This is a genomic window from Pontibacter roseus DSM 17521 (assembly GCF_000373265.1).
Taxonomy (GTDB): Bacteria; Bacteroidota; Bacteroidia; order Cytophagales; family Hymenobacteraceae; genus Pontibacter; species Pontibacter roseus.
In genome coordinates, this window is the sequence record NZ_KB890761.1 from 547,177 (window position 1) to 560,168 (window position 12,992).

The following is a 12,992-nucleotide window of genomic DNA, read 5'->3' on the forward strand; positions in this document are numbered from 1 at the left end:
TGCTATACCTTAGCAGAGGCGCTCGATTTTACTTTTCAAGAAGTCCGTTGTCAGCTCGCCTTATTGAACCGTCCTTCCGGTTTGGGCCTGCCGCTGGCGATGTCCTGCGGGAAGTTGGTGACCTCCTGCTCCCGGAACAGCACGGCGTGCTCTTTCGGGCGAATCTCCTGCCCAAACGCGCTAGCGTACTGCTGCGTGAGCTCCGCCCCGAACAGCACAATCAGCGAGGAATAGTATATCCAGACGAGTATCACAATCATGGAGCCGGCCGCGCCATAGGCGGAGCCCGGGTCGCTGGTGCTGATGTACCAGCTGATGAGGAACTTACCGATGGTGAAGAGCGCCGCGGTGATGAAAGCCCCTATCCAAACGTCCTTCCAGCGGATGAAGGCATCGGGCAGGTACTTGAAAATGAGGGAGAACAGCGCCGTGATGATACCGATGGACAGGATGAAGTCGACTGCCTTGATGAGGAAATAGAGCACATCCGGGGAGATGAACTGCAGGTACTCGTCAAACAGCGCCCGCAGGTAACCGCTCAAGATGGAGATGACCGCACTGAGCAGCAGTGAGACCAGCATGAGCAGCGCGATGCTCAGTACGATGCCGAAGGAAAACATACGCACCTTGAGCATCTTCACGATGCCGTTGGTTGGCTTGGGCTTCACGTTCCATACCCGGTTCAGCGACTCCTGCAGGGTAGCAAAGAAAGTGGTGGAGGCGAAAATCAATGTGCCGATGCCTATCCAGAAGGCCAAACCGCCGCTTTCGCTCATGGCCGCGTTCTGGATGATGGTCTCTATCGTATCGGCGGCGCTGGGCCCTATAGCGGCCGAAATCTGCTTGGAGAGCTCCCCCGAGACCGCCTCTTCCCCGAAGAAGAACCCGGCCGCCTGGATGATGATGACCAGCAGCGGCGGTATGGAGAAGATGGCGTTGAAAGCCAGGGCGGCCGCCATCATCAAGGAGCCGTTGTCCGTAAAGCCGGCAAACGTGGATTTGAGCAGAGGCCCAATTTTACTTATAGTAGAGCTAGCCATAAAGTCTGTTTTCTGTGTCTGAATAGCTTTTTGATACGGCCGCCGCAAATCATTGGTTAGATTTTGGAGGCTTCAGCCCGAAAACCGAAGCGCAGGAACGGCGGCCGACGCAAGATTACGTATAGGGATTATCCTAATTCAAACTCGCCTATGAGCCAGAAGCTATACCTCCAAACCATGCTGCTATTGGCAGCCCTACTGGTGACTTGCCATACCGTTGCGCTCGCAAGCCTGCCGCAATCTGACGACAAGGCGAAAGCCCTGGCCCAGCAGGTGCTGCAGAACATGGGGGGGCAGAAAGGCTGGGACGATACCCGCTTCCTAGCCTGGACCTTCAACGACCAGTACCAGGTATGGGACAAGCACGAGAACCGGTTCCGGTGGGAGCAGGACAGCCTGGTGGTCATCATCGACACTGACTCCAAGGAAGGCAAGGTATACGTGGACGGGCGCGAGTTGCAGGACCAGGAGCAGGCCCGGAAGCTGCGGGAGCAGACCTATGCCCGCTGGATAAACAACTCGTACTGGCTGGTGATGCCCTTCAAGCTGCAGGATCCCGGCGTGACGCTAAAGTATGTGGGCGAAGGCAAAACAGAGGAAGGCGCACCCGCTGACATCCTGGAGATGACCTTTGAGAACGTGGGCCTTACGCCGCAGAACAAATACCACCTGTGGGTGGATAAGGAGCAGGGACTGGTGACGCAGTGGGCGTTCTTCCGCAACTACGCCGACGCCAAGCCCACCTTCACCCGGCGCTGGTCCGACTACCAAACCTACGGCAAGATAAAACTGGCCAGCGACCGCAGCAACCCGCAGAGCGACTTCAAGCTGACGCACCTGGCCGCGCCGGCTTCCGTGCCCGACAAGACCTTCAGCAGTCCAACGGCTATTGACAAGGCCAGCCTGAAGTAAAGGCTAAAGTTTCTGCACCGTGGCCGTGAGGTTGCCGCGGGCATTCACAACAGCTTTTATACCAGTAGGGGTGAGGTAGATGTTGTCCAGCACCAGGTCATTGACCGCGCCACGCAACAGCACCGCCTCATGCACGCGGCCGGATTGGTTCAGCGTGTGCTGCAGCAGGTTCCGAATATCCGCCAGTTGCGACTGCACAGGTATGTTCACCGCTCCCTGAATCATCTCCTTGAACTTATTTTTGGCAAGCCAACTGGCCGTGTTCAGCAGCATGTCCTGCGTGTCCAGGTCATAATCCACATCGCGCAGCTTAATGGAGGCAGTGGCAGCATCGTAGTAGGGGGTGCCGCGCAGGTATACCTTGCCCACCAGTTTTTTGGTGAACAGGCCCGCCTTGGTCTTGCCGTCCACATCCAGCATCAGTACAAGCTGCTCTCCGTGTGGGGTGATGGCCGCATCCTTCACCGTCACCTGGCTCTTGCCGTCGTCAAAGGTATAGGTCTGGTCAGCGACTTGCGCCTGCATCAGGGTGCTGGCGTGGCTATAGGGTACAGTAGCCGTTAGGCCAATCTGGATGTCGTCGCTCATGCGGTTATCGATGATGAGCTTAGGCAGGTTCCGGTTCACCTGCGTCTGGGGCTTGCCGTCGGTGGTGACCTGTATGTAGGAGGTGATGCCCAAGCGCGTCTGGAGGCTGCCGTTGTGGGCGTATAGCGGCGCTATACGCACTTCCTGCGGCACCACGCTGAGCCAGGCATTGAGTTTTTCGTCTAGCTTCACCGGCTGCTGCATCAGGGCCCAGGTGTCGGCTACGTATTGGCGGATGTTGAGGCGGTTCTGAATCTCCTTGTCCAGTTGGCGCGCTATCAGGTTCATCTGCTGCTTCATGGCCGGCTCCACGAAGCGGGCGAGGCCAATCTTGAGCGGGCCCAGCTGGATGTAGGGCTTGGTGTTGCCCCACTCAAAATCACCCGTTGTGATGGTGTTGATTTTGTAGTCTTCGGACAGGCCAAAGCGGCTTTCCGTGTTCACGACCATGTCGAAGGAGGTGTCTTCCGTTTTGTTGATGGAGGGGCATACCTTGCAGGCTTCCCATTGCCAGCGACCTTTGGCGTATACCTGCAGCGGCACACTGAAGTAGATTTTGTCTTTCTCGGCCCGGATGGTCATGCGCCCCTTCTTAACGACCGTGACCGCTACGTTGTCGCCTTCCAGGTTATCGTCTTTGTAGAGCGTGCCCTGCAGCTCCTGGTTCAGTTTGTCCTCAATGGTAGTCAAAGGTATGGACACCGGTATGCTGATGGAGGAGAGCCGAGGCTGGTAAGCCGGAGCAGTCGAGGCCATAGCTGCGGGTGCGGGTGGTGCCAGCAGCGAGGTGCTGGAGCAGGCCTGGAACGTGAGCACGCTGCCAATGACGAAGAAAATGAAAACCAGCTGAAGGGGAGTGAGTCGGAACACGCAGTATAGCCTTTAGTTTTGTAGCAAGGTAAGCATTTCCGAACCTTTTCAGCACGCGAGTCGTGAGCCGGTTCCTACTGGGCGACAGGCTGCAGGAGCTGCTGGAGCATGGCGCGGATGCCTTCCTCCGAGGCAACAACGCCGCACTCCTGAATCGTTCCTTTGCGGTAGGTGGCGAAGAAGGGGGTGCCCGTCATTTTCACCTCCTGGCTCGACACCGGGTTCTCAGCGGCGCTCATACGCACAAACGTGACGTCCTGGTACTGTGGCTCCGTAGAGAGCCTGCGAAACGAGGGGGAGAGCTCTTTGCAGACGGGGCAGCCTGCATCCGTGAACTTCACAATCACCCGTTCTTTGTCGAATATCAGCTGCCTGAGCTGGTTGTCTGTTATGTCTGCTACGGTCATGGGTCGTCTCGTCTATTTATACCTTGCCAAGCCACCTGATGGTTTGTCATAGCTCGGTAAGGTATAGACGTGCCGCTGGAAATATAGGTTAACCGCTGTAAAGCAGAAACAGCCGCTGGCTAGTGGCAACAACTGGTCTGTGGGGTAGCTTGTAACAGGGTCGCGTACTAGCAGGCAGAACCTGCTATACCTGCCCCCATACCTAGGCCATAGGAATTCCGGTTCAGCAACAACACCGCCAAAGGGCATAAAAAAACGGGTGATGCTGCCGCACCACCCGTTTTTGCATTCATCAAGCAACGCTATATCTAGGCCAGCGTCTGCTCTTCCTTCATCTTCTTCAGGTTGAGGAGCATGTCGGCGGTCATGGCGTCCAGGTCGTAGGCAGGCTTCCAGCCCCAGTCTTGCTGGGCGGCGCTGTCATCGATGCTCTGCGGCCACGAGTCGGCAATCTGCTGGCGGGAGTCGGGCTTGTACGTGATTTTGAAATCCGGAAGGTGCTTTTGGATGGAAGCCGTGATTTCCTCGGGTGAGAAACTCATGGCGCTCAGGTTGTAGGAGTCACGCACCTTCACCTGCTCGGCTGGGGCGTGCATCAAATCCAGCGTGGCCTTTATGGCGTCTGGCATGTACATCATGGGCAGGTAGGTGTTCCCGCTCAGGAAGCACTCAAAAGTCTCGCCCTCCAGGGCTTTGTGGTAGATGTCCACGGCGTAGTCGGTCGTACCGCCACCGGGCAGGGCCTTGTAGCCAATCAAACCAGGGTAACGGAGGCTGCGCACATCCAGCCCGTACTTCTGGAAGTAGTACTCGCACCAGCGCTCACCAGCCTGCTTGCTGATGCCGTACACGGTGTTGGGGTCCATGATGGTGTGCTGCGGCGTGTTCTGGCGCGGCGTGCTTGGGCCGAAAACGGCGATGGAGCTTGGCCAGTATACCTTCTCTACCTTCTGCTCCAGGGCTAGGTCCAGCACGTTAAAGAGGCCGTCCATGTTCAGCTTCCAGGCAAACTTCGGGTTCTTCTCGCCTGTGGCCGAGAGCACGGCCGCCAGGTGGTATATCTGCTTGAATTTATATTTAGCGGCTAAATCGGCCAGTACCTTCGTGTCCAGCACATCCACCTTCTCAAACGGGCCCGAATCGCGCAGGTCGGCCTGCTTGGGCGCCGAGATATCGGCTGCCACCACATTCGACCCGCCATACAGGTTGCGTAGCTCCAGGGTGAGTTCAGAGCCAAGTTGTCCGCAGGCGCCAATCACCAATACCGTGTCACTTGTGTTTGCCATAGTCAGATTAATTTTTGCACAAAGTAACCGATTTCGGTGCAATAGTGAAAGCGTAAGACCAAGAATCCCAACGCTTCGGAGTATAAGCCAACGCACACCTGAACTACCTCTAAAAAGAAAGCGCCTGCCAGAGGGCAGGCGCTTACAGCAAAACTAATCGTAACCTATTTCTTTACCACGTCCCAAAGGTATGTCAGCAAGACGAGCACTGAAACAGTGTCAGACAGATTTAACGATTATGTAATGCAATGGTAAAATAGAAATAATGCCTGCCTGTTTCAGGTGTGCGATTTTCTTATATTTGTAGAGCCAGCGGCGGCTGTTTTGTATACCTCCGACTGGCTTGTAAGGATATAAACAGGATATTTGTGCCTCCCGCTATACCTGCACAGGTATAGGAAAGCGGTGGGACTTGCGATATGACGTTTGAAGAGTACCTGGTAAAGAAGCGAATCGACAAGGCGGCCTTTGCGGCAGAGGACCCGGCCCGTTACAAGGCCTGGGAGGAGATGTATGCCCAGATGCACCCCAACAGCTTCTATGTGGCCGTGAAAATGGTGCTCAACAACGTGCGGCTGCGCTTCCACCTGCGGGAGGAGGACGTGCCGAAGCCAGCTGTTGCGGCCGCTCCACGCCCAGCCGCCCGCCGCCCGGCAGCGCCTGCCATCCAAGCTCAGGCAGATGCCCCCGTTGCCATACCTGAGACGCCTGGTGTTCCACAGGAAACATCTGAGGAAAAGCCGGTTGCGCCTGCCGCTGCGCCTAAACCAAGGCCAGTTGTGCGCCGTCCCGCAGCCTTGCAGCCACCCCCAGCAGCAAGTGAAGGCACGCAGGAAAAACCCGCTGAAGAGGCAGCGCCAGCCGCACCACGTGCCCGGCCTGTCATCAAGCGGCCCATTATACCTCAAGCTGCCCCTGCTGCTCCTTCCGAAGCCCAGGATGCGCCTGCCGCACAGGAGCCAGGTTCAGAAGCCCCAGCGGAAGCAGCCAAGCCAGCTCGTCCACGCCCAGTCATTAAGCGGCCCGCTGCACTTCAGAAGCCAGAACAGGAGGCAGCAGATGCTGTTCCTTCTGCACAGGCGCCCGCTGTAGAGGCTCCCGCTGTAGAGGCTCCCGCTGCTGCCACTGCACCAGAGGCTCCTAAACCCACGCGCCCACGCCCCGTTATCAAGCGGCCAACTGCGCTGCAGAAGCCGCCGCAGGAAGAGGAACCGGTGGCTCCGTCAGCGGAGAGCCAACCTGCGGCTCCGGCAGCGGAAGACATGCCTAAACCCCTGAGGCCTAAGCCCGTCATTAAGCGTCCTGCTGCTCTGGCCAAGCCTGCTGCGCCTGCCCAAGAGACAGAAGCCAAGCCTGCAGCGGAAGCGCCAGCGCCTGAAGTACCCGAGGCAGAATCAGCGCAGCCAGCTCCCGCTAAGCCACTCCGGCCGCGCCCTATCATCAGGCGCCCAACGGCTCCTTCTGCTGCACCGGAGGCTGTGCAGCAGAAGGAGCCGGAAACTGATGCGGCCCAACCGAGTATACCCGATGAGCCAACTCAGCAAGAAAAGCCCAAGCCGCCACGACCTCGGCCAATCATTCGTCGTCCGCCTCCCAAAGCAGATGAGTAGTTGCCACAGCGCTACGTATACCCATAAACCGAAGAACGATTAAGTAAATAACTCATGTACGAAACATTAAAACCAGACCTAGAGCAGCAACTTGCCGAGATAAAGGAAGCCGGATTGTATAAGCAGGAGCGCATCATCACCACCCCGCAGGGTGCTGATATCGACACCACCCAGATGGAGCATGTGCTCAACTTCTGCGCCAACAACTACCTGGGCTTGTCGGCGCACCCCAAGGTGATTGAGGCGGCCAAGCAAGCCATCGACTCGCACGGCTACGGCATGAGCTCGGTGCGCTTCATCTGCGGCACGCAGGACATCCACAAAGAGCTGGAGCGCAAGCTGTCTGAGTTCCTGGGTACAGAAGATACTATTCTGTATGCGGCAGCCTTTGACGCCAATGGCGGCGTGTTTGAACCGCTGTTCGATGCCGAATCGGCTATCATCTCCGATGCGCTCAACCACGCGTCCATCATCGATGGCATCCGCCTGTGCAAGGCGCAGCGCTTCCGCTACGAGCACAACAACCTCGAGGACCTGGAGGCCAAGCTGCAGGAGGCCGTGAATGCCGGCACCAAGCACCGCGTCATCGTGACGGATGGGGCTTTCTCCATGGATGGTACCGTGGCGCAGCTGGACAAGATTGCTGACCTGGCCGATAAGTATAACGCCGTACTGTTGGTGGATGACTCTCACTCTACTGGCTTCATGGGCAAGACCGGCCGCGGCACGCACGAGTATCACAACGTGATGGGCCGTGTGGACATCATCACTGGCACGCTGGGCAAAGCATTGGGTGGTGCCATGGGTGGCTTCACGTCTGGCAAAAAAGAAATCATCGACATGCTGCGTCAGCGTTCGCGCCCTTACCTGTTCTCCAACTCCCTGGCGCCATCCATTGTGGGTGCCTCCATCGCGGTGCTGGATTTGCTGAGCTCCACTACTGAACTGCGCGACAAGCTGGAGTGGAACACCAAGTATTTCCGGGAGCAAATCACAGCCGCCGGTTTCGACATCAAGCTGGGCGACCACCCCATTGTGCCGGTGATGCTCTACGATGCGCCGCTGGCCCAGGAGTTCGCTGCCCGCATGCTCGACAGAGGCATTTATGTGATTGGTTTCTACTACCCGGTGGTGCCGAAAGGCCAGGCCCGCATCCGGGTGCAACTCTCTGCCGTGCACGACAGAGTGCACATCGATAAATGTATTGCGGCCTTTACGGAAGTAGGCAAAGAGCTGGGTGTAATCAAGTAATTCCAGGTATAGCACCAGGTAATGAAACAGCCGCTCCGGTTATGGGAGCGGCTGTTTTTTTCATATCTTGCTATGAATAGTCTTAGCTATACCTATGAACAACGTCAAGATAAAGGCGGGTCAGTTGCTGCTCGGCACGGTGCTCTCGTGGCTGGTCATTTCGTTTCTGGCCTATGCTACGGCCGGTGTGCGGGGCGAAATCAACATCGCGGAGACGCTGTTGCAGATAACCTTTTACTTCTCGCTGCTGCTATCGGTGGAGGCATACCTGAGCATGCTGCTCAACCCACAGTGGACTCGCATCAACCTGGGCATGGTGCTGTTGTTCTGTGCGCCTGCGCTGGCCTACCTGACCTGGTTCCTGAGCCGCATGCTGCCAGCGTGGTAAACCTGACTTCCTGACTCTATACCTCACCTATGGACTTAGCCGCAGTAAACTCAGCCATATTCATACTGGTCACGCTCTACTACATTGGGGTGGCGCTTTCTATCGTTCATCTCATCTTCAAAACGGATTATAACCTGACGGAGCGCCTGCTCTGGATGGTGCTGCTGTGGGTGGTGCCACTGCTGGGGCTGCCTGCCTACTGGGTGTTCTGGAAGAGAAGGCAAGCCTGAGCGCCGCAGCCATACCTGAAATAGCCCCCCAAAGGGCCGAAAATCAAAAAGCCCTCGCATAACGAGGGCTCTTTCGTAATTCTAAGTATAGTTTTCTGTTTTCTACTCCTCTTTAGAGGCGTCTTTTCCTGTTTCGTCAAGGGTGATGGTGCCGGTTTGGCCTTCTTTGTTTGTCAGGCTGATTTCGTAAACCACCTTTTTGTCGGCAGCGCCTTCAGCTGGCTTCACCTTGTAGATGTCACCTACTGTCCAATCTTTGTAAGACTCGTGGTCCAGTACGGCCTTCACAGGTGCTGGGAGCTGGTCCTTTGTTACTTTCTCTTTGTTGTCTGTCTGCGCCTGCTCCGTGGCTGGCTTGGCAGTTTGCGTTTGGGTGTTTTGTGTCTGGGCGTTGGCTGTGAATCCAAGAAGTGCGAAGGCGGCTGCTATAAACGTTACTTTTTTCATGTTCGAATCTAAATTGATTAAAGATTGATTTCGAAAGGGCAGTATGGCAGAACCGTGCCAGAAAAGATTGAAGGCTACAGGTTGTTGATAGACAGCAAGTTGTGGAATATAGCGGATTTTCCCTGACTGGGGAATCCGAAGCAAGGGTGTGGAGGCTATTCCACACATTGGGGTGTATTGCCCCAACGCGAAGCGAATAGCTTGACTTTTTAGTCGCGGCGTCCGCTGTGGAGCAGTGGGCAGAAAGGCTATGCCTTGCCGGGGAGGATGGGAGCACCGGAAAGCACAGGAGCCGGCACGGCTGTGCTGGCTCCTGGCAAATGCTTTTGTTTAGGGACAGTAATTAAGCGGCGGTAACCGATTTCTCCGATGTCGCTGGCGCGGTGGTAGGGCGTTGGTCGGTGTCGAACAGGAACTGGTTCAGTTTCACGCGCAGGTCAGCCGACGATAGGTTGCGGTATACCTCGGCATTGCGCACGAGCGCAATCTGGCCCGTCTCCTCCGATACCACGAGCACCACGCTGTCCGTCACCTCCGAGAGGCCAATGGCGGCGCGGTGGCGCAGGCCCATGGAGGCCGGAATCTCGTTGTTCTCCGTCACGGGCAGGATGCAGCGGGCCGCTTTGATGCGGTTGCCGGATATAATCACGGCACCATCGTGCAGCGGACTCGTTTTGTTGAAGATGGACATGAGCAGGCGCTTGGATATCACGGCGTCAATCAGGTCACCAGACTCGGCATAGTACTTCAGTTCAGAACTCTTGGCGAACACAATGAGCGCACCCGTGTTCTTGGCGGCCAAAGATTTGGCGGCCTCAATGAAGGGCGTCAGGCTCAGCTTGTCCACCTGCTCACGGCGCCAGGGGAAACCGCGGAAGAAGCGGTCGTTGTTGAAGGCGGTTGTCTTGCCGATGAGCAGCAGGAAGCGCCTGATTTCGGGTTGGAACACGATGATGGCCGCCAGCACCCCCACGCCCATGAACTGGCCGAGGATGATGCTGAGCAATTCCATGCCCGCCGCGCGCACCACCAGGTATAGCAGGTAGACCGAGAGCAGCCCCAGGAAAATCTTCAGCGCCACACTGCCGGTCAGGAGCTTGTACAATTGGTACAGCAGCACCGTAACGAGCAGAATGTCGATGATGTCGAGCAGCTCAATCTCCAGAAAACCTAGTGTGAATAAAGGAATCAATGCGTCGCTTTCGTGTATAGTTGGATAGTCTGTTTAGTTTCTTTTACGTCGTGGACCCGCAAAATGTCGGCTCCCTTTCCCAACGCAATCGTGTTGAGGGCTATTGTACCCGCCAGTGCTTCTGATTGGTCTATGCCCAGGAATTTGTAGGTCATGGATTTGCGTGACACTCCTACCAGTAACGGCAGTTCCAATATACGAAGTTCCTCCAGCCGGCGCATCAATTCGAAGTTCTGCTCCACAGTCTTAGCAAATCCGAAGCCAGGATCGAGGATGATGTCGTGCACTCCCAGCTTTTTCAGCCCCGCCACCTTGGCCTGCAACTCATCTATAATCTCTAGCACCAGGTCCTCGTAATCGGTCAGCGAGTTCATCGTTTGCGGCGTGCCGCGCATGTGCATCAGGATGTAGGGCACTTGCAGGCGGGCCACCGTCTCGAACATGGCTTCATCCAGGGTACCGCCCCCTATGTCGTTGATGATATGAGCACCGGCCGCTATAGACGCTTCGGTCACCTTGGCCCGGAACGTATCCACGGATAGGATGGCTTCTGGGAAGGCCTGCACAATGGCCTCGATGGCAGGTATAAGCCGGTCAAGTTCCTCGTCAGGCGATATGTCAGTAGCGCCGGGGCGGGAGGAATAGCCGCCTATGTCCAGGATGTCGGCGCCCTCGCGCAGCATGATTTCCGCCCGTTGCAGCACCTCGTTAATTGAGGCCAAACGGCTGTTGGCGTAAAAGGAATCGGGGGTGACGTTGAGGATGCCCATGACCAGGGGCGTGTCCAGCGAGAGGATTTTTCCGCGGCAGTTAAGTGTGCTTTTCCTCTGAAAAAACTTATCTTTCGATTCCAATGTTGGCGTATCTGTCAATCGTTTTAAAATTAAAGCTAAAAAGTTGATTAGTCAAACACACCAGGAATATAATCAGGTAGTAAACCGCTGCAAAGACACCTTCGTCAAGAAGACCCTGGATTACGGAACGGCCTGGCGAATCCTGCGGCTTCCGTCCATCACCGACCAGATTTTCATCAAGGCCCAACGCATCCGCTCCATCCAGGAAAAGGGCGTGCAACTGGTGGAGGACGACATCCGGGACGAGTTCGTGGGCATCATCAACTACTGCGTGATTGCGCTGATGCAGCTCAGCTTGCAGGACAGCACCGAACTGACGCTGTCGGCCGAGGAGGTGGAGCGCATGTACTCCGAGCAGATAGAGGAGAACCTGCAGCTGCTCAACGCCAAGAACCACGACTACGGTGAGGCCTGGCGCGACATGCGTGTGAGCTCCATCACTGACATCATCCTGATGAAGCTATACCGTACCAAGCAGATAGAGGACAACCAGGGGCAGACGCTCATCTCAGAAGGCGTGGAAGCCAACTACCGCGACATGATTAACTATGCCGTCTTCGCCCTAATCAAGCTGGACTTCTCCGAGACGGTGAAGTAAGGTATAAGGTATAAGTTTAGAAGTTAGAGAGTTTGTATGTCAACAGGCTAGAGGAGATGATACGCTAAGCTTCGTTTCTGTAGCTCCTCCAAAGTACTGACCTGTTTGACTCTTCAACATTCTAACTTCTCACTCTCTAACTTTCTAACTCAAGATAACTCTCTAACTCAAATGAGATACATCAGTAAGTTTTTCTGGCTCTTCGTGGGGGTGCTCTTCATATTCTCGGGGCTTATCAAAATCAACGATCCTGTAGGCACGGCCATCAAGTTAGATGAGTACTTTGAGGTGTTTGCCGAGGACATCTCGCCGCTGTTCCTGTCGCTCAAGCCGGCGGCTCTGTTCCTGTCCATCTTCCTGAGTGCGGCCGAGATTGTGCTGGGCGTGGCGCTGCTCATCCGCTGGATGCTCAAAGAGGTGCTGGTGGCGCTGCTGGTGATGATTGTGTTCTTCACCTTCCTCACGTTCTACTCGGCCTACTTCAACAAAGTGACGGACTGCGGCTGCTTCGGTGATGCCATCAAGCTTACGCCGTGGGAGTCGTTTACCAAAGACATCGTGCTGCTGGTGATGATTGTGGTGCTGCTCTTCACGCGCCGCTACCTGCAGCCGCTCGTGAAGCCGACTGTAGGGGCCACCGTAACAGCGCTCACTGCTATCTTGTCGGTAGGTATAGGCTGGTACGCCTACGAGCACCTGCCGTACATCGACTTCCGCGCCTACAAAGTGGGCAACAACATCCCGACGCTGATGAAGCCTTCGGCTCCGCTCCGCTACAAGTACATCATGGTGAAGAACGGCGAGGAGCAGGAGTTTGAGGAGTACCCGATGGGCGACGAATACAAGTTCAAGGAGATGGTGGCCGTCAATCCGGAAGACGGCCCTAAGATAACCGACTTCAATGTGTGGAACGACCAGGGCGACTTCACGCAGGAGATACTCTCTGGCACCAAGCTGCTGGTGGTGGTGCACAACATCGAGAAGGTCAACCGCGACAACTTCGACAGAATCAATAAGCTGGTGCAGGACGCGGAGGCACAAGGTATAGCACCCGTCGTCATCACGTCGGCCGGTGCCCGTGAGTTTGAGGCCTTCCGCCATGAGGTGGGGCTGGCAGCGCCTTATTTCTTCGGGGACGGTACCGTGCTCAAGACCATGATGCGGTCCAACCCGGGCACCATGCTGCTGCAGGACGGTACTGTAAAGGGCATGTGGCACCACAACGACACGCCCGAGATAAACGAGGTGAAGGGGCTGCTGTAACAGCGGTTCCCTGATACTGCCTATACCTGTTTTGAAGAAAGCCATACCTTCAAGCA

The 12,992-nt window shown here is 56.1% G+C and carries 14 protein-coding genes; 7 read left to right on the forward strand and 7 right to left on the reverse strand.

Annotation, left to right across the window (positions count from 1 at the left end; all coding sequences use genetic code 11):
* Positions 1-50: 50 nt before the first annotated feature.
* The gene (locus tag B051_RS0102480) at positions 51-1,040 is read right to left on the reverse strand and encodes a YihY/virulence factor BrkB family protein (RefSeq protein ID WP_018476595.1); all 990 of its coding nucleotides are present in this window, start codon (positions 1,038-1,040) and stop codon (positions 51-53) included.
* Positions 1,041-1,190: 150 nt separating this feature from the next.
* Between B051_RS0102480 and B051_RS20755 the strand changes: the two genes are divergently transcribed.
* Positions 1,191-1,952, forward strand: coding sequence for a hypothetical protein (locus B051_RS20755; RefSeq protein WP_051080631.1), 762 nt, complete (start codon positions 1,191-1,193; stop codon positions 1,950-1,952).
* A gap of 3 nt (positions 1,953-1,955) precedes the next feature.
* Here the strand turns inward: B051_RS20755 and B051_RS0102490 are convergent, their stop codons facing one another.
* The 3 genes from B051_RS0102490 to B051_RS0102500 form a co-directional block, all read right to left on the reverse strand.
* A complete protein-coding gene (locus B051_RS0102490) occupies positions 1,956-3,410 on the reverse strand; it encodes a DUF4403 family protein (protein ID WP_018476597.1) in 1,455 nt (484 codons plus the stop codon).
* 74 nt (positions 3,411-3,484) lie between these two features.
* A complete protein-coding gene (locus B051_RS0102495) occupies positions 3,485-3,817 on the reverse strand; it encodes a thioredoxin family protein (RefSeq protein ID WP_018476598.1) in 333 nt (110 codons plus the stop codon).
* A 308-nt stretch (positions 3,818-4,125) separates the two neighbouring features.
* The gene (locus B051_RS0102500; protein ID WP_018476599.1) at positions 4,126-5,103 is read right to left on the reverse strand and encodes an NAD-dependent epimerase/dehydratase family protein; all 978 of its coding nucleotides are present in this window, start codon (positions 5,101-5,103) and stop codon (positions 4,126-4,128) included.
* 419 nt (positions 5,104-5,522) lie between these two features.
* On the opposite strand from B051_RS0102500, the gene B051_RS0102505 reads away from it, so the two are divergent.
* The 4 genes from B051_RS0102505 (at position 5,523) to B051_RS0102520 (ending at position 8,582) form a co-directional block, all read left to right on the forward strand.
* Positions 5,523-6,713, forward strand: coding sequence for a hypothetical protein (locus B051_RS0102505; RefSeq protein WP_018476600.1), 1,191 nt, complete (start codon positions 5,523-5,525; stop codon positions 6,711-6,713).
* Between the two features lie 54 nt (positions 6,714-6,767).
* A complete protein-coding gene (gene kbl / locus B051_RS0102510; RefSeq protein ID WP_018476601.1) occupies positions 6,768-7,964 on the forward strand; it encodes a glycine C-acetyltransferase in 1,197 nt (398 codons plus the stop codon).
* A gap of 94 nt (positions 7,965-8,058) precedes the next feature.
* A complete protein-coding gene (locus B051_RS0102515; protein WP_018476602.1) occupies positions 8,059-8,352 on the forward strand; it encodes a hypothetical protein in 294 nt (97 codons plus the stop codon).
* 29 nt (positions 8,353-8,381) lie between these two features.
* On the forward strand, positions 8,382-8,582 hold the full coding sequence (locus B051_RS0102520) for a PLDc N-terminal domain-containing protein (protein WP_018476603.1): 201 nt from the start codon (positions 8,382-8,384) through the stop codon (positions 8,580-8,582).
* A 102-nt stretch (positions 8,583-8,684) separates the two neighbouring features.
* Here B051_RS0102520 and B051_RS0102525 read toward each other — a convergent pair whose 3' ends face one another.
* The 3 genes from B051_RS0102525 to folP all read right to left on the reverse strand — a co-directional run bounded on the left by B051_RS0102525 (position 8,685) and on the right by folP (position 11,075).
* Positions 8,685-9,029 (reverse strand): hypothetical protein, encoded by a 345-nt coding sequence (locus B051_RS0102525; RefSeq protein ID WP_018476604.1) that lies wholly within the window; start codon positions 9,027-9,029, stop codon positions 8,685-8,687.
* 343 nt (positions 9,030-9,372) lie between these two features.
* Entirely contained in the window at positions 9,373-10,221 is an 849-nt protein-coding gene (gene cdaA / locus B051_RS0102530; protein WP_018476605.1) for a diadenylate cyclase CdaA, read from the reverse strand.
* Positions 10,218-11,075: a dihydropteroate synthase gene (gene folP / locus B051_RS0102535; RefSeq protein ID WP_018476606.1), complete on the reverse strand. Its 858-nt coding sequence runs from the start codon at positions 11,073-11,075 to the stop codon at positions 10,218-10,220. The genes cdaA and folP overlap by 4 nt, the downstream gene beginning before the upstream one ends.
* Before the next feature lie 43 nt (positions 11,076-11,118).
* Here folP and B051_RS0102540 point away from each other — a divergent pair, with 43 nt between their 5' ends.
* Positions 11,119-11,673: a DUF1599 domain-containing protein gene (locus tag B051_RS0102540; protein ID WP_018476607.1), complete on the forward strand. Its 555-nt coding sequence runs from the start codon at positions 11,119-11,121 to the stop codon at positions 11,671-11,673.
* 171 nt (positions 11,674-11,844) lie between these two features.
* The gene (locus B051_RS0102545; protein WP_018476608.1) at positions 11,845-12,936 is read left to right on the forward strand and encodes a BT_3928 family protein; all 1,092 of its coding nucleotides are present in this window, start codon (positions 11,845-11,847) and stop codon (positions 12,934-12,936) included.
* Positions 12,937-12,992: the final 56 nt, after the last annotated feature.